The organism is Paenibacillus silviterrae (assembly GCF_030167925.1).
Taxonomy (GTDB): domain Bacteria; phylum Bacillota; class Bacilli; order Paenibacillales; family NBRC-103111; genus Paenibacillus_G; species Paenibacillus_G silviterrae.
In genome coordinates this window covers 1,450,429-1,470,849 of the sequence record NZ_JASKUT010000001.1, presented here as the reverse complement: position 1 = coordinate 1,470,849, position 20,421 = coordinate 1,450,429, and the positions used below count along the sequence as shown (strand labels likewise).

Below are 20,421 nucleotides of genomic sequence, written 5' to 3'. Positions count from 1 at the left end.
TGAAGCATGCGAGACATTCACATTCAGCTCGATCAACCTGCAGGTACATTGAAGGCGCTTCACGGAGTGAACAACGGTCCGGTTTGTTACGGGTCGCTGATTGACGTATCTCACTATTATCAAGAGGCGGAAATTCCGTTAGTGCGCATCCATGATCCCAATTGGCCGCATGCCTGGGAGGTCGATATTCATACGATATTTCCAGATTTCACCAAGGATCCCTCCGACCCCGAGAACTATGATTTCTCCCGTACGGACGAGTACCTGAAGACGATACTGGATACTGGGGCTAAGATCGTTTACCGTCTTGGCGAAAGCATAGAACACACGAGAAAGAAGTATTACGTGCATCCTCCTGAGGATTATCAAAAATGGGCTGAGATCTGCGTCAATATCATCCGCCATTACAACGAGGGCTGGGCTGACGGCTACCAATACGGCATTGATTATTGGGAGGTGTGGAATGAGCCGGACCTGGGGGAACGGATGTGGTCGGGGACCCCGCTTCAGCTATTTCAGCTTTATGAAGCCACGGTCACGGCGATTAAGGCTTATAACCCAGCTCTGAAGGTTGGAGGCTACGCCGCCGCTAGACCGACGCTGCCGTTTCTCACGAATTTTTTGGATTATTGCCGGGAGCGCTGCCTGCCTATTGATTTCTTCACCTGGCACACGTACACCGGTGATCCGCGAAAGATTGTAGAGCATGCCTATCACGTGCGGGCCGAGCTGGACCGGCATGGGTACATGGAGACGGAAAGTCACCTGAATGAGTGGAATTATCTGGAAACTGATTTTACGAAGATATGGCATCGAGGCAACGAGTATGTACGCAAAAGCAACTTCGACCGACAGAAGAACGCACACGGCGCGGCTTTCGTAGCGACAGTGCTGACCCTGCTTCAGGATTGCCCCGTGGATGAGGCAAATTATTACGACGGCCAACCGACCGCTTTATTCTGTGGACTTTTCGATTACCACGGCGTCCCTCAGAAGACGTATTATTCGTTCAAGGCATTTCAGCGCATGACTAAGCACCCGGCAAGAGTAAGGGCGGTCGTTGGGGAAAAGGCCTCCCATGTCAGTTGTATTGCGGGTCTAAACGAAGCCGGCGGTGGAGCCGCACTCATTACAAGCTACGGCGGCAGCGCCCGTCTCCACAGCATACAATTGACGGGAGCACCGGGACCTTACTCGGTTCGTATCTATTCGGTTGACGATCATCATCGGCTGGATCTGCGGGAGGAGCGCTTGGTGGACACGGAGGTCTTCGAATGGTTCCTGCCTTCCTACAGCGTAACGCTGCTGGAATGGACGCCGGTTCTGTCGTAACGGCAAGGTGACGATATGAAGGTACTCATAGGAAGCCTGATTCAAGAGACCAATACGTTCAGTCCGTCACGAAGCGGATTGCAGGATTTTTACCGGCATCATTGGGTTACGGGGGAAGAGGTACGTTCGATTCAAACGCAGAACGAGCTCTGGGGATTTATGCGCAAGGCGGAGGAGGAGGGGGTCGAGATCGTCCCTGTATTATCAGCGAACGCAGTTTCCTCAGGGATGCTCGCAGCAGACTCCTTCCGTGGACTGAAAATTGAATTACGAACACTGCTCCAGGCTGCCCTTCAACAGGCGGGAGGCTGCGATGGGGTCTATTTCGCCATGCACGGAGCCATGGTCGCGGAGGACTGTGACGACACGGAAGGGGAGCTACTATCAGTCATAAGGGATTGTGTAGGTCCCGATCTGCCTCTCGTCATTTCGTTGGACCTGCACGCCAACCTGACGGAGCGTATGGTTCGGCAGGTGAACGGCCTCGTCGGCTTCCGTACCTATCCGCATATTGATTTTGCCGAGACCGGCAGCCGTTCGGCAGCGTTGCTGTTTGCCGCCATCCGCGGGGAGGTGCAGCCGGTAGTGAAGCTGGTAAAGCTTCCGATGATCGTGCCTGCAGAGAACAGCCAATCGACCCATGGCCCCTTCGCTGAGCTGTGGGAAGAGGCGAGAGCCGGAGAGGAGAAGGGAGATGTTCTGGTCACCTCCCTCTTTCCCGTACAGCCGTGGCTGGATATCGATGAAATGGGCAACTCCGTTGTGGTCGTCGGCCATGCCGGGAAGGAGCAGGAGGCCGTTAGGGAGGCACAACGGCTTGCCGGTCTCTTCTGGGAGAAGCGGGAGGCGTTCGGTATTGAGCTGTTTACCGTTCGTCAGATGATAAGTAAGTTAAGAGAGCATCAACGTGACGAAGGCCCCATTGTCATCTCCGATTCGGCGGACAGCCCCAGTGCCGGCTCGCTAGGAGACAGCAATGCGGTGCTGAAGGAGCTGCTGGAGCAGCAGGTTCAGCTGACGCACCGTTGTCTGTTAACCTTGGTAGACGCCTCGGCGGTACATAAAGCCATAACCGCAGGCGTAGGGCAGGAAACGGTACTCACGCTCGGTGGCTCCTTGCATGAGAGCCTTCCCCAACCACTGTTCAGGCCTATTGAGGTGAGTGGACTTGTGAGACGAATCGGAGACGGGCGTTTTTATCTGAAGGGCGGCTATGCCAAAAACACGGAGGCCTTTATGGGACGGTGTGTCGTGTTTGACATCGGGTGGATTTCCGTGCTGATCACAGAGCGTGCCACCTTCTCGGGAGACCCTGCGATGTACCGGAGCATGGGTCTTGAGCCCTCCGAGGCGGAGCTTGTGCAGGTCAAGTCCGCCAACCAATTTCGGGCGGAATACGGTAAAATGACACCGCACATTTATATGCTCGATACTCCGGGCTACAGCCAGGCCAACCTGAAGGCTTTGGCATTCCGGAAGCTGGTGCGTCCGTTCTATCCGCTGGATGAAGTAACCGATTGGAAGGAACATCCGCTGTACGGAACCAAAAGCACACAAAGAGAGGACGATATCGATGGATTGTCATGACCGGGAGGCTGATGGCTCTTCAGCTCCAAGCGGAAATGCAGAGAGAAGCAGCCAGAAGGTGCGCAAAATCAGCTTTGAGGGCGATGCACTTCGCATGTCAATGGATTGGACGGTGGAGGATCTTGACAAGGTGCAGGTATTGGTGGAAAGCACTCATGGCGCAAGCCACCCGAGCTCCTATCATCTGGGGGAGCTCGTTTCCGAGATCGAGAAGGGGGTATTCCAAAGCGGCGGTAAGCCCGCGCTTTACACCACGACGGATATCTGTGACGGTGTAGCGCAAGCGCACGGCGGCATGCATTACTCTCTTCCTTCGAGGGACATGATTGCGAACATGGTGGAAATTCATGCCTTGGCCACTCCCTTCGACGCGATGGTGCTTAGCTCCGCAGGAGATAAGGCCGTTCCGGCTCACCTGATGGCGATAGCCCGGCTCAACATTCCGGCGATCCACGTACCGGGCGGCGCGATGAGCGCAGGTCCTTGTTTGCGAAGCAACGAAGAGCTATGGCATATGAGCGTGGAAGTCGAGAAGAACCGGATGACCAAGGAGGAATTCCTCGCCTTCCAGCGCGCCTGCTGCCCGACCTGCGGCGCCTGCCAGTATATGGGCACCGCCGCCACCATGCAGGTAATGGCGGAAGCGCTAGGACTGGTGCTGCCTTGGACGGCGCTCATCCCCGCGGTCAACGCGGAGATTCGAAGAGCCTCCCGTGCAGCCGGGCAGCAGATCATGGTGTTGGCGGAGAAGAACATTCGCCCGTCGGATATTCTCACCCGCGAGGCGTTCGAGAACGCCATCATGGTGCACTCGGCCATCGGCGGATCGCTCAACGCGGTAATGCACTTAATCGCCATTGCGCGGGAAGCAGGCATTGAACTCGAGGCTTCCCGCTTCGACGAGCTACATCGGACCGTACCGGTTCTAGTCGACACGAAGACCGCCGGCCATTATCCGACGGAGCTGTTCTGGTACGCGGGCGGGGTTCCGGCTGTGATGGAGGAGCTGCGCGACTTGCTCCACCTGGAGGTCATGACGGTGACGGGTCGTACCCTGCGCGAGAATTTGGAGCAGTACCGCCGCAATGAAATGAGGAATTTCGCCGAAATGTTCCTCGCCAACTATAAGCTGAACCGTCGTGACTTGATCTATTCCATGAAAAAGCCTCTGAAGACCGAAGGCTCGCTCGCGGTGCTGCACGGCAATCTAGCACCGGAGGGAGCAACCATCAAGAAATTCGCCGTGGTGGATTCGATGCAGCTTCATCAAGGCCCGGCGCGGGTGTTCAATAGCGAACGCGATGCGGTGGAGGCCTTGAAGGAGAAGCGTATTCAATCGGGTGACGTCGTGATCATCCGTTATCAAGGACCGAAAGCGGTAGGCATGCCGGAAATGTTCTTCATGTCGGAGCTCATCGCCTCGGACCCTGTCCTCTCGCACACTACCTCACTCATTACTGACGGCAGGTTTTCCGGCGCTACCCGCGGACCCTGTGTCGGCTATCTCGGACCGGAGGCGATCGAAGGGGGGCCCATTGCCATTGTAGAAGACGGTGACCTCATCCGCATCGATATTCCGAACCGCTCGATTGATATTGTAGGTGTCCGCGGGGAAGAACGCACACCGGAGGAGATCTTTCAAGTGATCTCCGATCGGCTCTCGGCATGGATTCCGCCGTCGTTCCGTCACTCAGGGATTCTCGGACAGTATACCAAACTGGCAAGACCCGCTCTTCAGGGCGGATCTTGCAGATCAGGGGGAAGCAACGAATGAAACTGCAAGGGAAAACAGCTATTATCACCGGCTCTTCTAGGTCAATCGGCGCAGCGGTAGCGAAGCGTTACGCGCAAGAAGGCGCCAGTGTCGTTGTGAACTACCGCTCCCATCCGGAGCTGGCTGACCAAGTAGTAGAGGAGATCACGGCATCCGGCGGAACGGCCTTCGCCTTCGGAGCGGATGTATCCAAGGAAGCCGAAGTGGAGGCGATGGTTAAGGCGGCAGCGGACCGCTTCGGTACCGTGGATATATTGGTCAATAATGCCGCTATGGATCCGCGCAGGACCTGGTACGAAATTACGGCGGAGGAATGGGACGCTCTGATGGGTGTGAACGTTCGCTCTCAATTTCTGTGCGCCAAAGCCGTATTTCCCTACATGAAACGCCAGGGATACGGCAAAATCATTAACGTGTCTTCGGTCACCTTCTTCACTGGCCAGAAGCAGTTCCTTCATTATGTCACCTCCAAAGGGGCGATCATCGGCTTCACCCGTGCGTTGGCGCGCGAGGTAGGCGAGCACAACATCACTGTGAATTGCATTACGCCGGGAGCCGTGCTGACGGAGACGGAATACGAGAAGGTGAGCCAAGCGACCATCCGCGAAAGCGGCGAGTTTCTTGCTAAGGCGCAGTGCTTCTCCAGGCGGGAAACGGCAGCGGATGTCGAGGGAGCGTTCGTATTTCTCGCGTCCCGGGACAGCGATTTTATTTCGGGACAAACACTCAACGTGGACGGCGGCTGGATGATGCACTAGTGCATTGGCTCTTGAGGAGCGTATCAAACGAAACGAGGTGTGTCGAAAGATGAGAAGAAGAACAGGTACCAAGCGATTTACACTCCTGATGCTGTGGTTTGTTTGTATGCTGGTGGCGGCGCCCGCTTTTTCCGCAGCACCGTCTCAGCCGTCCGGAACGGCACCTGAGCTGCAAGGCCGTAATTTGTTCATCCCGAATCAATATAACGGGCAGCTGAGAATCCGTTATTTGAACCTGGTTCATAACAAGCAGTCAGGCGATGCCATTCTGATTCAAACCCCCGACAACAAGACGATGCTGATTGACGCCGGAATCCCCGAAACCAAGGATCAGCTGCTTCGTTATCTGGATGCCCTCAACGTGAATGTCATTGACGCTGCCGTGAATACACACCCTCACATCGACCATGTAGGCGGCTTTACCGAGGTTGCGGCCAAGAAGCAGGTAAAGCAGGTGTACCGGCTTAACGTGCTCCCCGATAAATGGGGGGATTACTATAAGAATTTTGTAAAAATTATTCAGGACAAACAGATTCCGGACACCTTCGTGGAGGATGGGTTCGAATTTCAGTTAGGCGCGGATGTACGGGTTGAGGTCATCAATCCGCCGAAGGGCGCACTGCCGAATTCACTGCCGAACCCCGACCACATTCCGGTCAACAACCACTCCATGGTGCTGAAGCTGACCTATAAGAATCAATCCTTTCTTTTCCCTGCAGACACCTACATGGAAAAAGAGCGGGAGCTGATCGGCCATTACGGAAGCCGCTTGAAGGCTGATTTTCTCCATGCGGGTCATCATGGAATGGTCACCTCCACCTCTATGGAGTGGGTAGAGACCGTAGCTCCTAAGGTGATTGTAGCGAGCTCCAACCATTTTACGAATATCCGGCTTCAGAACCAGCTGAAGGAGAAAGGGATCGAGATGTATACGACCATGGACAACGGGAACCTGCTCGTGGTGTCCAACGGGACGGAGATGAAGGTATTCCCTGAGCTGGAGGACGCGGATTGGGACCAGGTGAAGGATTCCCCTGACGAGCCTGTCCGATTAACTTTCTATTACATGTTTTCAGGTACGACCTTTGAAAGCTTCATGGCAGGCCACGGCAATTATATGAAAGAGAAGTACCCGAATATTACGTTCAAGTATTTGCAAAATGAGCCGGGCTCCACACTCGATGATATCGCGGCTTCCGACGACTCGATTGATGTGTTTATTACAAACAACTCCGGCATGGCCGCCATCAAGGATAAGGGTCTTGGTCGAGACATTACGGACTTGATCGATCGTCATCACTATGACTTGAGCCGGTTCAATCCGTCGGTTATCGAATCGTTAAAGACGATGGGGGAAGGCAAGCTGCCCGGACTCCCGTTCCGCGTGAATTCCCTTGCTCTGTTTTACAATAAGTCGCTGTTCGACAAGTTCGGCGTACCTTATCCTCGGGAGGGCTGGACCTGGAACGAAGTCATGGAGGCGGCCTGCCAGCTGACGCGAAATGAGAACGGCGTTCAATACAGAGGACTCGGGACACGAACCATAGGCAGCCTGCTGCAGCTGAACCAGCAATCTCTGCCGCTGCTGGATGCTCAGTCGGGTCGTGCCGTGATCCATACGGAAGCATGGAAGCAATATTTCGCACAGATGACGCCTTTTTTCCAATTACCCGGGTATAACGCCTCCTCATCGCTCCTGGGATCTGCAGCACAGATTGACTTATTCCAAAAGCAGCGGACACTCGGCATGTTGATTGCCATGAACTCGGACTATCCGAGAGCGGCCAGTGCCCCGGGCTTGAACTGGGATGTGGCCCCGTTTCCTGCCTTTGAAGGTTTGCCGGGCGTTGGCTCGCAGCCGGATCCCGTATACTATGCCATCTCGGCGAACAGCAAAAACCCGAATGCGGCGTTTGCCGCCATTGCCCATATGGCCTCGGATGAGGTGCAGGCGCGGCTTGGCAAATCGGGGGTACCGACGGTGCTTAAGGATCTGTCGATCCGAGCGACCTACGGGTCTGAGAATACGGATTTGAAAACGCGCAACGCCCGCTATATGCTGCCGGAGCAGAACGCCGCGCCAACGACTTACACGAAAAATACGCCGAAGGTAACGGCCCCGTTGTCCGAAGCCTTCACGAAGGTTATCCTTCGTACAGCAACGATTGAGGATGCCCTGCGTGCCGCGGAAGACAAGGCGAACGCGGATATCACGGCCGCCACGAAATAATTAGGAAACGGAGAGATTCCCATGGCTTCCTTCGAGCTATCAAAGCAGAAATACCAAGAAGCACAGCACAATTTGGCCGGAGGTGTGGCCAGCTCCCTGCGATCGGCCATGAAGCCGACTCCCTTGTACGCGGAGTATGGCAGCGGCCCCCGGATATGGGACATTGACGGCAACGAGTATATTGATTACTTGCTTAGTTACGGTCCGATGATTCTGGGTCATGCACACCCTTCCCTCACGGAGGGGGTGCTGGAGGCCTTGCGGAAGAGCGCGACCTTCGGTCTGCAGCATGTGGGGGAAATCCGGCTGGCGCGTCGCTTGACCGAGCTGCTGCCCTGTGCCGACCAGACGGCGTTCAGCGGCTCCGGCACGGAGGCGGTCATGCTGGCGCTTAGGCTCGCCCGCGCGCATACGGGGCGGGCTAAGATTGTGCGCTTTCACGGACATTACCACGGCTGGTCAGATGCCATCTTTACTTCCTTCCCCAGCGCGGATATGCGACGGTCCTCCGAAGCTTCCTCCAGCTCGAACGAGCGGATTGTGCCGGGTACGGGAGGGCAGAGCGAGAACAGCCTTGGGGATATTATTTTGCTGCCCTGGAACGATCCGCAGCTATTAGAGCAGACGCTTCGGGCACATAGGAAGGAGATCGCCGCCGTCATTTCCGAGCCGATTATGTGCAACTCCGGCTGCATTGTGCCGAAACCGGGCTACCTAGAGCAGATGCGCAGCTTAACTGCAGAGCTTGGCATCGTCATGATCCTCGACGAGGTGATCACAGGCTTTCGCCTCGGGTTGAGCGGCGCTCATGGGAAGTTCGGCCTGCAGCCGGATCTCGTTACGATCGGCAAGGCGTTGGGAGGAGGGATGGCCATCAGTGCCGTTTGCGGGCGCCGGGACATCATGAAGCTGATTGAAGACGGAACCGTCAGCCATCTTGGAACACTGAACGGCAATGGGGCGGCGGTGGGAGCTGCTCTAGCCACCATCGAGGCATTAGCCAAGGACGACGGGGCCGCCTACACGCAGATGGAGACCATGGCAGACCGATTGGTTACAGGCATTCGATCCGCACTGCAAACGCACGGAATACCGGGACTCATCAATCATGCCGGGCCTGTATTCCATATGATGTTTACCGATGAGACTGAGGTAGAGGACTTTGAAGCCTTCAATCAAAGAGATGCTGCCAAGTATACCCGGTTCGCCGAGCTTATGCTGTACCATGGCGTCCTCGTACGCCCGAACGGTCTCTGGTACGTATCTGCCGTGCATACGGAGAACGATGTGGATGAAACCATTGCAGCGGTTGACGCCGTTCTTGCAGAGCTTTAGCGATAGTGACTGAGGAAAGGGTGTTTCTTCTTGAAGCTGGTTCACTTTTGGAGTAACGACCGGTTGGTTATGGGGGTTAAATCAGATCGAGGAATCCTTCCGCTATCTGAGTATTATTGTTCCATTGAAGCGCTTATGAAACATGGTAGGGAGGGCTTGCTTCGGCTTGAGGCGCTGTTGCTGGAGGCTGAGGGACGCAGTCGGGTATGGCTGGACGAGAAGGAGCTCCGCTTCGGCCCCTGCGTTCCGACTCCGGGTAAAATCATTTGTGTCGGATTGAACTACCGGAAGCATGCCGTCGAGTCGAAGATGCCGATTCCCGAGACGCCGGTGCTTTTCAGCAAATATAACAACGCGTTAAACGGGCATCTACAGCCTGTCGCGATAGGGCAGGATGTCCGTCAGCTGGATTACGAGGCGGAGCTGGCTATGGTCATCGGAGTGGAAGCCCGGAATGTTTCCGCTGATGACGCTTTGGATTATGTATTGGGATACTGTAATGCGAATGACCTTTCCGCAAGGGACCTACAGTTCAGATCCACTCAATGGCTTCTCGGTAAATCGTGTGACGGCTTTTGCCCATTGGGGCCTTACCTTGTCACTTCGGATGAGGTCGGCGACCCCGACCGTCTGTCCATTACCAGCAAGGTCAACGGGGAGATACGGCAAAGCTCTAACACAGCCGATATGATCTTTAGCACATCTGAGATTATCAGCTACGTCTCAACGTATATGACGTTGAAACCCGGAGATGTGATCTTAACAGGCACCCCGGAGGGTGTCGTGCTAGGCGCCCCGGAATGTGAACAGCGATGGTTACAGCGCGGGGATATCGTTACTGTAGAAATCGAGGGTCTCGGAGCCCTCATCAACCAAATGGTTTAGTCGAAGCACCATAACGCCGGAACTTCGGAGAAAGCGGAGGAGAGTCCCGCACCCGGTATGGCATATGATCAGTCCCGCCGCTTGACACTCGAGGTTCCCGCAGGAATAAGGGGGAGGCCTATGAAACGGAACATGGCAAAAGCTTGTATGGCTCTTAGCTTGGCAACGGCAATGACTGTGGCATGCAGCAGTGCGCCGAGTGCCTCGAAGCCGCAGGAGCAGCAGCCCAAAGCTCAGGAGAAGCCGCCGGAGGTAACGAAGGAACCGGTGGAGCTGACGTTCTACTACATGTATGCCGATTCAAACATGGATCAGTTTATGAAGGAGCACGGGAGCCTCGTCCAGAAGAAATACCCGAACTTTTCTTTCAAGTTTATCCAGAATACAAAAGGATCGACATTGCAGGATCTCATTGCGGCGGGCGAGCATATCGATGTGTTCATAACGATTAATCCCAGCTTTCTGCAGATCAAAGAGGTCGAGCTGGATGGAGACATTACCGACTTGGTCAAAAAGTACAATTTTGATCTTAACCGCTTCGAGCCGTCCATCATCGATGGGCTGCGTAAGGTGGGGGAGGGGAAACTGCCAGGCCTGCCGTTTAGGACTAACACCTTGGGGCTGTTCTATAACAAGGATATTTTCGATCGCTTTGGCGTTCCATATTTGAAGGATGGGATGACGTGGGATGAGATTTACGATACGGCGAAGCAGCTTACGCGGGAGGAGGGAGGAGTACAATACCGAGGCTTCGGCATCCGTACCTTGGGCCAGCTGCTGCAGCTTAACCAGCTGTCCCATCCTTTGCTCGATCCGGCGACGCGAAAATCGACAGTCAACAATGATACCTGGAAATCGTACTTCGACAATTTCTCCCGTTTTTACAGTATTACAGGCTGGCAGCCTACCTCTGCGCAGACGCAGGACGCTAAACAATACGACATGTTTTTTAAGGAGAAATCGCTCGCCATGCTCGTACAGATGAATTCCGACTACCCGAAAGATTTCCAGAAGCTGGACGTAAATTGGGATGTCGTGTCCTTCCCGATCTTTAAGGAAAAGCCGGGTGCAGGTCCGCAGCCGGACGTCGTTTATTATGCTTTATCCAGAAACAGCAAACACCGTGACGAGGCATTCCTGGCGATGGCGGAACTGACATCGGATGCGGTGCAGCTGGAGCGGAGTAGGATTGGCAGCCCTTCGGTGCTTAAGAGCAAGGAGATTCGGGACGCCTTCGGAACGGCGACGGCCGACCTGAACGGCAAGAACAAGGCCGGACTCATACCGCAGCAATATGCGACGCCGACCCCATACACCAAATACAATCTAAAGGTGGTTGCTCCGCTTGCAGGCGCGTTCCGTAACAGCATTACCGCGCAGAAGGATGTCAATACGGCGCTCCGGGAGGCGGAGGAGAAAGCCAACAAGGATATCGAGGCGATGATTATATTGGAAGGAAATAAATAAACGAAGGAGGAGCTCTCTGAAAGAGGAGCTCCTTTTTCATGAATCGAACTAATAAATTATATTAAATATTAATTATATAAAATAAGTGGCTATTGTCATCATGGAGGCTTGGGCAACTTTAAAGGAGTAAGCAGGAAGGAGAACCGCACGATAGCTTTCATCCTAGATATACATGCGGCCGTCTTTAACGTCGGCTTCCGCAATAGCTTCATCGCTCACTTTTACCGTGATGATCGCTGCCGGGTGCAGAGTCATCGAGCTGGCATTCGAGGAACTGACAACCGACGAGGGAATTGCGAAGGGGTATCCTCATGCGGATCTTGAGCGGTATGCGATACGTACGATGAAGAAGCGGTATAGGAGACGATTACTGTTGTCTGATAATAAAGTTGTTGAATGAGTAATAACAAATTGAAAGAATGTTTAACAATAAGTGTTGCATGCATCTGTGCGGAAGGATAGAATTGGAAAAATAATATTCAGGAAGAGTTCGGTTGTACTTTGAAAAAGGGAAAGGAGTAGAACTAAAATGCCTGAGGTCAGGGTTCCGTAGAGTATAATTAACTTTATCATCACATAATGGATAGGAGAGTATTATGCATCCAATTAAATTGGTTTTGTTTGATCTAGATGATACACTTTTACACTTTGCTGACTATTGGGAAAATAGTGTTAAGGACGCGTTCAGAAATCATTTTTTCACCAGTGAAATGAATAGTAACGATTTATTTGAAGTCTTTAGTAATGTAGAACAATTCTTAGTAAAGAAATTAGATAGCAAACAAATTTCTTTTGACGAATATCGGACTAAACGTTTTCTCTATTCTATGGATCAAATGGGGAAAACAACGGATGTAGAAACGGCAATTAACTTTGAAATGTTCTACCAATCAATAAGTAAAAAGCATATGAAGCCTAATGTGATGACAAACAAAACCATAAAGGATCTTAGTAATTTTTATCAAATAGGAGTATTGACGAATGGAAGCAAAGGGTGGCAGACTGATAAATTGGAGGCAATCGGATTAGATGGTATCATTCCAAAAGAGTATGTGTTCATATCCGAAGTTATCGGCTATGAAAAACCAAGCCCAGAAATTTATCATTATGTTCTAAGTATGACTTCTTTACAACCAGAACAGGTACTTGTCGTGGGCGACTCTTGGACAAATGATGTTGTGGCTCCAATACAAGAAGGGTTGAAGGCTATATGGTTAAATAAGAAGAATTATCAAGTACCTCAAGAGCCTCACCCTCTAGCAGTGATTACCGAAATAGAGGAGTTACGTGCAATTTTGTTGTCACACGTAGGGGACAGTCCCCTTGATTGAGTACACTTATTCGCTATATTCTAACTGGAGACGTTAGCTCAATGTTTTTAAACAACTTTATTTCTGACCCGGCCTGCTCATAGGCCGGGTTTATTGCATTTTTTGCGACGATTTTAAACAACTATATTATCAGAGAACAATTACCCATGTGGAATTAAAACAATTGGTTGAAAATGGGTTTTCAACCAGGATCCGATATGATAACATAAATCTGAGCAAAAGATTCAATTATGAGCATATGTCCACCGATAATGGGGCGGTTAAGTCCGATTTTTATCGGCTTGATCAAAAATGTAACCGATTCATAACGCGATTATGAAGGAACAGCGACCGAAGATTAAGTCAGAAGACATTGGATTGCGCTTGGACAGCGAAAAGAAACGATGTCAAAGGATATAAGGCGTTCAACCTTTAAATACAGAAAGAGGGATGACGAGATGGCTACATTTTACCTGCTTAGGCACGGTGAAACCTTATGGAATGCCGACCGGAACCGATATAGCGGAAGAACGGATATTCCGCTGTCCCCCCGCGGCGAGCAGCAAGCGGAAGAGACTGCTGAGGGGTTGGAGGGGCTCGGATTCACAGCCGTCTACTCCTCTCCGCTGAAGCGGACGCTGCAAACGGCCGAGCCGCTTGCTATTCGGAGCCGGCTGCCTATACAACAGGATGAGCGACTGATTGAGATCGATTTCGGACAATGGGAAGGGGTAGCGGCCGCTGATATAAGAGAGCGGTTTGCATCCAGCTGGCAGGCATGGACGACGGACCCGGGCAGCACATCAGCAGGGGAAACAGGCGAGACCGCTGCTCAAGTACATGCGAGAGTGCTCGATTTTTTTACGGAAAAAGTAAAGCTGCACCAAGGCCCGAATGAATCGGTTCTAGTCGTTACCCATGATACGCTGATCCGAATTTTCGTAGCAGGCATGCTGGGGATGCCGTTCCGTTCTTACCGCAGACTAAGGCAAAATAATGCGGCCGTAACGGTGATTCTAACTTCAGAGGATGGATTTATTTTGAAGCATTTGAATTATTCGATGAAGCTATAAAAGGAGAAATGAAAATGCCTCAGATTACCCCTCTAAATTGGGATGCGCAGTGGATTTGGAGTGGTGAGGAAGAAAGCCCGCGGAACGAGTGGAAGTGCTTCCATCGATCGTTCGACGCTCAGGATAAAGGCTTGAGCCTGGAGAAGGTAAAGCTGAGATCGGCAAGATGCTGGCCGTTCGAGCAGTCTTACGAAACTTACGAATTCGGCCATTTGATCAAGCCGGGCCGGAGAAACACGCTGACTGTGCTGGTGCAGCATTTCGGAGTATCCACGTTCTGCTACGTTCACGGGCGCGAAGGGCGAACGATTAGACATCCGGGACAGGATTCGCGGGCTCCCCCGCATGTGTTCGCTGAGCGGATCGACGCTAACAACTAGTATGACGGGTGGATCGATTCCGAGTATTCGATGTAGACTGGCCTAATGTTACTGTCCTGGGAAGTGTCGGTATGAAGCGTGGTAACGCTGAAGCCGAGAGATATTCTCCCACTGACCGAAGTAACGAGTACACCGTTTACGTCAGGAATTGCGTGAAGGTGACAATTTGCTGTTGGTCAAGCTGACAGGGAATAAGCACGCCGATTTCCGTCGCTCAAGCTGATCATCAGCAATGTCAATCGGTAACATTCGTCGCTTTTCCGGAAAGTCGGCTCGGGCGCTCAGGGAACTGAATAAGGATGAAATCAGCTTTTCTAGAAGTAAATTTTTATTGGGAGGTTACATATTGAAAAAACTGAAAGCAGTTCCAGCTTTCTTGGGCATCTCTCTATTCATGGGTGTTACACTGATCGGATGCGGAAATGAAGATTCCGTCAACACCCCCACAGCGAGCCCTGATACGTATAATAACGAGCCGGCATTATTAACCATCTATTCACATAATGCCGGGGTCATAAACGAAGCGGAGCTTGACGCACTTGTAACGAAGCCTGTCCAAGCCAAGTATCCGAACATTACAACGAAGCTGGTGTCAGGATCGGGCGTTACCTTTGACAAGCTGATAGCAGCGGGTGAAATTCCCGATATTATCCTAACCAGCAATTACTATTTGCTCGATCTGCTTCAACTGGAGCTTGGTTCGGACTTAACGGACTTCATCAAGCAGGAAAATGTGGACTTCAATAAATTCGAACCGGAAACAATCAATGTAATAAAAAGCTTCGGCACTAAGGGTGAAATTTATGGAATTCCCTATGCTATGAACTATGGCGTGCTGCTGTACAATAAAGATATTTTTGACAAATTTTCGGTTCCTTACCCTACAGACGGCATGACCTGGAATCAAGTTATCGAGCTGGCCCGTAAAGTTACCCGAGTAGATCAAGGGACTCAATACATCGGTATCGATCTACAGAATCCGACGTTATTAACGCGAGCTTACGGCCTTGGTGTCGTTGACGAAAAGCAGGAAAAATCCGTTCTTCATACGGACGCGTATAAACGGGTATTTGGGATTTATGAGCAAAATTATAATATCCCAGGCACAGTCGAGCCGATGAAGAAATACACCTACGGGATCGATTATTTCCTGAAAGATCAAAAGACGGCGATGTTCCCATACTGGCATTCTGCCATTACCGCCCGCCTTCCCCAATTAAAAGAAACCGGCAAAAATTTTAACTGGGACCTCGTATCGTTCCCTTCTTTCGACGAAAAACCGGGGTATGGCCGGGAGATAGATTTCCATCTGGCCATGGTGACTCCAAACAGCAAGAATAAAAAGGCTGCCTATGCTGTCTTAAAAACGTTGATCAGCGATGAGGCGCAAAAGGCAATGAACAAAGGTACTCGTATTACCGTGCTCAAGGACCCGTCCTTAAAGAAGGAGGTATCCGTCGATACGAAGCTGTATGATGGTAAAAATCTGCAAGGCATATTCTCCGTTAAGCCCGCTCCGCTGCCAAAAGCAACAAAATACGATGTAAAGCTATATCCATTTTTGAACGAAGCGGCGAAAACGATGGCCTTTGAAAAACAGGATATGAATACGGTGCTTAGAGTAGCAGAAGAAAAGGCGAACCAATATATCCAACAGAACAAATAACGTTTCTCGGATGCAGAATGTATTGAGAGATTGTAATAGTTTGGAAAGTGCCATAGCACACAAGTGAATGGAGGGGAAATATGTTTTGTGGCCAAAGATGGCATCGATGCCGTGCCGGTTTTTTAACCCTTTCTCTTTTATTAGCCTCAATCGTTCCGGTAGGCGGCATTTCCGTTTACGCAGAAGATCGTATCATTGCCGCCGGTACAGATTCCGGACTTAGTCCGCCACCTGTATTGATTACTGAGATACTACCTGATTCCGTAGACATACAAGGAAGCAGCGGCTCTGATGATGCTTATGAATACATAGAAATCTACAATAATTCGAACCGTCCTATGGATCTTAAGGATTATAAAATTATTTACCGATACCCGAACGGTAATGAAAGCGATGCGATTTGGAACCATGAACCGGAAAGCGTCATCCTGGAGCCGGGGAAAACGCTTTTATTTTGGCTGAAAAACGCAAATAATGCAAACGTTACGATAGATGACTTCAATGCGCATTACGGAAGCAGTCTGGTGCTGAACCGGGATGTCGTGCGAATAAGCGCAGGCATGCATAGCGGTCGAACCCGTTGGATTGTAGTGGCAACGAATACGGGGCATGAACTCGTCAGTGCAGCCTATAACCTCGGGGTGGACGATACCCAGAGCGATATGGGTGTAGTATATCGATATCCGGAGGATGGCACGAACCAAATGGTAAAAATCAGCTCCAGAACCGTCCGGGCGACACCGGGAACAATCGATCCCGGACAGGTGCCGCCATCCTTACAGGTACAGCCTGAGGATACGACGCCGCCACTGCTGATTAATCAAACCGGATCGAAGGCAGAGCCTGCTTCCCCTATTGAGTTCGCTGTAAAAGCGGAGGATAGCTCCTTGCTCAAAACCGTCAGCCTTCACTACAAAACTGACCGGCAGACCGCATTTACGAAGGTTCAGTTAAAGGGACAGGGTTCGGGATCCGTTTACCGGTATACTCTTGACGGCTTGCAGATCTTGGGCAGCAAATCGATTGAATATTACTTTACGGCTTCGGACGGATCTAACGAAACGACCACTGAACTATTTACGGCAAGTATTGAGAACAGTTCTGTCAGTCCCAGAGTCAATATGGAGGAAAACCGGTACATAACAGGAACGGAGTGGGTGAAAGGTACGGATTCCCGCTCCGAGCCGGATTCCCTGAAGATTACGATTGACGGCAATGAGATGGCTCCTGTGAAAAGAGGTTTGGAGCATAAAGCCTACTTTGCCTTCGATGCCAACGGAGCAGACAGAAATTATAAGAATGTGGTGAAACACAATGATACCGTCGTTCATCAATTTGATTACGGCGTCAGCGGGTATAAAACGGTAATGGTCCCCGTGGATGGAATCGTCGAAGGTGCGAATCGGATATCCCTCGTTGCCGGTTCCTTTACCGCGCCGTATGATGGCTCCTCTAAGGAAAATTTGGACGATTTCGATGTGCGTAACGTGAGGCTGCTGCTGGCGGACGGTACGATGCTGAGAGATCCGAAATACAGCAATCCGTCGACGGTTCTGGACATGGGGGATAATGGAAGGTTCCTTCCGGTCGTGGATTTCACCTTCACCATCTCCAAAGAGCAAGCCCGCTCTGCTGTATACAAGTGGGATACAACTGCATTTTCCGATGGTCCGCATCGCGTAACCGTAACGGCGTCGGATCGGTTAACGGCGGAAGCTACCGTTCGGGTTGATAACCACGGGCCCTTCATCCAGACCTCATTAATAGAAGGTAAATCCTATAAGGGCTCGATTCTGATTAACGGAACCATAACCGATGAGGTTTCCGAGGTTCGCAGCTCAGAGATTACGTTAGACGGACAAAAGATCTCATTGCCGCATCAGACGTCATCCGCCGAGCTGACGCCAGGCTCTCATACCTTAACCATAACGGCTTACGATCAACGGGGGAATAAGAGTGAAAAGACGGTACGATTCTCGAGTGTAGAGGAGCATCCTTACCGTCCCGAGGCTGTATCTCCAGCGAACGGAGCCGTAGACGTCAAATTGAACACTGCATTGCAAGTGAAGGTTCAGGATCCGACGGAAGACCCGCTTCAGGTGTCCTTCTTCCGAGGGTACCGGTATGGAGCGGATGTCCAGGAGCATGTAACCGTCTTCTCCGGCGCATCGGATACGGAGCCACCCGTAGGATTATATATTCCCGGTGAGCACCGGTTAACTGAAGAAGAGCTGACGTCGGTTAAGTTAGCTGACGGGTCCTTTCTAACCAATGATTCGACAAGGCAGTTTCCATACCTTAGGTACGAAGTGAAACTGGAAGATCATTACTCGCAGGAGGATAGGGTTCAGCTTGCTTGGAAAGGCCGTTCTCTGCCCGGACGCAAAGTTACATTATATGCTTGGAATTATTCCAAAAGCCGTTGGATTGCTCTCGACTCACGCACCTCGATCTCAGAAGAAAGCTTCGTGCTTAAGGGCACGGTAACGGCGCAGGAGTATGTAAAGGATCGCACAGTACAATTTATCGTGCAGGATCAGCTGGATAACAGCGGTTCCGAAAAGTACTCTTTTGTCTGGCTTCCGGATACCCAATTTTATTCACAAACCTTCTCCCACATCTTCGATTCTCAAGTAAATTGGATCCGCGATCATGCCGAAGAAAACCAAGTGAAATACGTTTTTCATACCGGCGACCTCGTTGAGAATTTTCACCAGGATTATCAATGGGCTAATGCAGACCGGGCCATGAAGGTGCTGGAAGACGCCGGCATTCCGTACGGTGTTATTGCCGGAAACCATGATGTTTCTCCTACGAATGACTACACCATGTATTCCAAATATTTCGGAGCAAGCCGTTTCGAGGACAAACCGTTTTACGGTGAGTCTTATAAGGATAATCGAGGCCATTATGATTTGATTTCAGCGGGAGGCGTTGATTATATCTTGGCTTATATGGGCTGGGGAATCGGTCCTGAGGAAGTCCAGTGGCTAAATAAGGTGTTGTCGGAGCACTCGGACCGCAAGGCCATTCTGGGCTTTCACGACTATGTACTCGCGAACGGACAAATTTCGGCTACGGGACAAATGCTGTTTCATCAGGTGGTGAAGCCGAATCCTAACGTATTTATGGTGATCAGCGGACATTATACCGGCTCCGCCCTTAATACTGTGAAGGTGGATGACAATGGGGACGGTACGCCGGAGCGGACGGTTTATCAGATTCTTTCCGACTATCAGGAGCTTGGAGAGGGCGGGGACGGATATATGAAGCTGTTCACGTTTGATCCCGGCACCGGTACCGTCGAAGTGAAGACATACTCCCCGTATAAGGACGATTACAATTATTACGATCCGGTTCAATATCCGAACAAGGATGAGTTCACCTTGAGCGTTGATTTGACACCGCAGGTCAAAAGGGTGGCCACCGACTCCATCGAAGTCAAAGTGTATTCTAAGGAGCTAATCGGCAACCCACAGAGCGTAAGCAGCGGTCAATCGGCGGAAGTCCGCTGGAATGACCTGGATCCTAAACAAACCTACTTCTGGTATGCAGCAGTCCAGGATGGATTCGGAGGGCAAAGTATCTCTGATCTGTGGTCCTTCACCACCGCTAACCTGCTTCCCGCTCCGCAGAATTTGAGAGCTGCCGAGGTAACGGATACGAGCATTGCTCTAGCTTGGGATCCGATTCGTATCGGAGGGAATCGCACCGTCACCTACGATGTTTACATGAACGGTATGCCGAGTGCAACGGTAGCCGGTTCCGTCTACATGTTAACGAATTTGGAGCCCGATACCGAATACACCTTATTCACTATTGCCAATGACCAAACAGGAGCTTATTCGGAGCCAAGTCCAGCCTTGACCATTCAAACCAAAGTCAACTTATCGGTCATTCATTTCTGGACGAATCGCTTCGTAGCGTCCGGCGAACTTCGCGGTCCATTGGCCGTGCAGCTGAGCAACCAGCTGGAGCAAGCGGAGCACCAAAGGATCAAAGGCGATTTGGATAAGACTAGGAAGCATGTGGAGGATTTCCTCCGACATCTGAACAATGAAGCCATGAGCGAGCATATTTCCCTTTCCGCCATAAGCACACTTAACAGTAAGGGGAATGCTTTGTTAAAACAATAATAACAGAGGACCGCTTCATCCTGACGGTGTGCAGGGGAGAAGCGGTCCTCTTCTGTGACAATGACGAACAGGCGTTCCGTTTTGGTTTGGTTAACGTTTCTTAAAGACAATGATCCCAACGTTAATCAAACTGCTTACTATGTAAGCTAAAGCGTATATAATCCACACCATAACTAAATTTAATGCATCGGTGAATATGAAAAGCGATACTAAGGATGCAGCTGCAAAAACAATAACTCCCAATCCAAGCGATTGCAGTAGTAAAGTGGATCGTTTTGGGATTTTCTTAACTTTAATTAACACAAAACCTATAGATATGATTAGTGCCAGCACCAGCATACTCATATTTAGGAATCCTTCTAGATCGATTTGTAACACCCCCCTTTGTATGATTTTACCTATTTCAATAAGCTTTGTATAGATGGAAGAGTCGTGAACGTTTCGACCCAGAAGTATAGACCCCATTAAAGTGTACAGCGGTGGAAAAG

15 protein-coding genes are annotated in these 20,421 nt (G+C 51.1%); 14 read left to right on the top strand and 1 reads right to left on the bottom strand.

The window, feature by feature from the left end; genetic code table 11:
• Positions 1 to 6 precede the first annotated feature (6 nt).
• From QMO62_RS06320 to QMO62_RS06255, 14 genes are all read left to right on the top strand, one after another.
• Positions 7 to 1,332 (top strand): GH39 family glycosyl hydrolase, encoded by a 1,326-nt coding sequence (locus QMO62_RS06320; protein WP_284639495.1) that lies wholly within the window; start codon positions 7 to 9, stop codon positions 1,330 to 1,332.
• Between the two features lie 15 nt (positions 1,333 to 1,347).
• Entirely contained in the window at positions 1,348 to 2,919 is a 1,572-nt protein-coding gene (locus QMO62_RS06315) for a M81 family metallopeptidase (RefSeq protein ID WP_284639493.1), read from the top strand.
• Positions 2,906 to 4,693, top strand: a complete 1,788-nt coding sequence (ilvD, locus tag QMO62_RS06310) for a dihydroxy-acid dehydratase (protein WP_284639491.1) — start codon at positions 2,906 to 2,908, stop codon at positions 4,691 to 4,693. The genes QMO62_RS06315 and ilvD overlap by 14 nt, the downstream gene beginning before the upstream one ends.
• A complete protein-coding gene (locus tag QMO62_RS06305; RefSeq protein WP_284639489.1) occupies positions 4,690 to 5,451 on the top strand; it encodes an SDR family NAD(P)-dependent oxidoreductase in 762 nt (253 codons plus the stop codon). Before ilvD ends, QMO62_RS06305 begins: the two co-directional genes overlap by 4 nt.
• 49 nt (positions 5,452 to 5,500) lie before the next feature.
• Positions 5,501 to 7,681, top strand: a complete 2,181-nt coding sequence (locus tag QMO62_RS06300) for an extracellular solute-binding protein (RefSeq protein WP_284639487.1) — start codon at positions 5,501 to 5,503, stop codon at positions 7,679 to 7,681.
• Positions 7,682 to 7,702: 21 nt separating this feature from the next.
• A complete protein-coding gene (locus QMO62_RS06295; RefSeq protein WP_284639485.1) occupies positions 7,703 to 9,016 on the top strand; it encodes an aspartate aminotransferase family protein in 1,314 nt (437 codons plus the stop codon).
• Between the two features lie 30 nt (positions 9,017 to 9,046).
• Positions 9,047 to 9,901, top strand: a complete 855-nt coding sequence (locus tag QMO62_RS06290; RefSeq protein WP_284639483.1) for a fumarylacetoacetate hydrolase family protein — start codon at positions 9,047 to 9,049, stop codon at positions 9,899 to 9,901.
• A gap of 120 nt (positions 9,902 to 10,021) precedes the next feature.
• Positions 10,022 to 11,368, top strand: coding sequence for an ABC transporter substrate-binding protein (locus QMO62_RS06285; protein WP_284639482.1), 1,347 nt, complete (start codon positions 10,022 to 10,024; stop codon positions 11,366 to 11,368).
• A 172-nt stretch (positions 11,369 to 11,540) separates the two neighbouring features.
• A complete protein-coding gene (locus QMO62_RS06280; RefSeq protein WP_284639481.1) occupies positions 11,541 to 11,768 on the top strand; it encodes a hypothetical protein in 228 nt (75 codons plus the stop codon).
• 196 nt (positions 11,769 to 11,964) lie between these two features.
• Entirely contained in the window at positions 11,965 to 12,699 is a 735-nt protein-coding gene (locus tag QMO62_RS06275) for an HAD family hydrolase (RefSeq protein WP_284639479.1), read from the top strand.
• Positions 12,700 to 13,136: 437 nt separating this feature from the next.
• Complete coding sequence (locus QMO62_RS06270) at positions 13,137 to 13,751, top strand: histidine phosphatase family protein (RefSeq protein ID WP_284639477.1); 615 nt, start codon at positions 13,137 to 13,139, stop codon at positions 13,749 to 13,751.
• 14 nt (positions 13,752 to 13,765) lie between these two features.
• Positions 13,766 to 14,131, top strand: coding sequence for a hypothetical protein (locus QMO62_RS06265; RefSeq protein WP_284639475.1), 366 nt, complete (start codon positions 13,766 to 13,768; stop codon positions 14,129 to 14,131).
• A gap of 346 nt (positions 14,132 to 14,477) precedes the next feature.
• Positions 14,478 to 15,797, top strand: a complete 1,320-nt coding sequence (locus QMO62_RS06260) for an ABC transporter substrate-binding protein (protein WP_284639473.1) — start codon at positions 14,478 to 14,480, stop codon at positions 15,795 to 15,797.
• A gap of 236 nt (positions 15,798 to 16,033) precedes the next feature.
• A complete protein-coding gene (locus QMO62_RS06255; RefSeq protein ID WP_284639471.1) occupies positions 16,034 to 19,933 on the top strand; it encodes an FIMAH domain-containing protein in 3,900 nt (1,299 codons plus the stop codon).
• Between the two features lie 90 nt (positions 19,934 to 20,023).
• On the opposite strand, the gene QMO62_RS06250 is transcribed toward QMO62_RS06255, so the two are convergent.
• Positions 20,024 to 20,278, bottom strand: coding sequence for a hypothetical protein (locus QMO62_RS06250; protein ID WP_284639469.1), 255 nt, complete (start codon positions 20,276 to 20,278; stop codon positions 20,024 to 20,026).
• Positions 20,279 to 20,421 lie beyond the last annotated feature (143 nt).

Coding starts and splice junctions, on each gene's coding strand:
- QMO62_RS06275 (WP_284639479.1), top strand. CDS start 11,965: ATGCATCCAATTAAATTGGTTTTGTTTGATCTAGATGATACACTTTTA.
- QMO62_RS06300 (WP_284639487.1), top strand. CDS start 5,501: ATGAGAAGAAGAACAGGTACCAAGCGATTTACACTCCTGATGCTGTGG.
- ilvD (WP_284639491.1), top strand. CDS start 2,906: ATGGATTGTCATGACCGGGAGGCTGATGGCTCTTCAGCTCCAAGCGGA.
- QMO62_RS06280 (WP_284639481.1), top strand. CDS start 11,541: ATGCGGCCGTCTTTAACGTCGGCTTCCGCAATAGCTTCATCGCTCACT.
- QMO62_RS06270 (WP_284639477.1), top strand. CDS start 13,137: ATGGCTACATTTTACCTGCTTAGGCACGGTGAAACCTTATGGAATGCC.
- QMO62_RS06320 (WP_284639495.1), top strand. CDS start 7: ATGCGAGACATTCACATTCAGCTCGATCAACCTGCAGGTACATTGAAG.
- QMO62_RS06305 (WP_284639489.1), top strand. CDS start 4,690: ATGAAACTGCAAGGGAAAACAGCTATTATCACCGGCTCTTCTAGGTCA.
- QMO62_RS06295 (WP_284639485.1), top strand. CDS start 7,703: ATGGCTTCCTTCGAGCTATCAAAGCAGAAATACCAAGAAGCACAGCAC.
- QMO62_RS06265 (WP_284639475.1), top strand. CDS start 13,766: ATGCCTCAGATTACCCCTCTAAATTGGGATGCGCAGTGGATTTGGAGT.
- QMO62_RS06250 (WP_284639469.1), bottom strand. CDS start 20,278: ATGAGTATGCTGGTGCTGGCACTAATCATATCTATAGGTTTTGTGTTA.
- QMO62_RS06285 (WP_284639482.1), top strand. CDS start 10,022: ATGAAACGGAACATGGCAAAAGCTTGTATGGCTCTTAGCTTGGCAACG.
- QMO62_RS06315 (WP_284639493.1), top strand. CDS start 1,348: ATGAAGGTACTCATAGGAAGCCTGATTCAAGAGACCAATACGTTCAGT.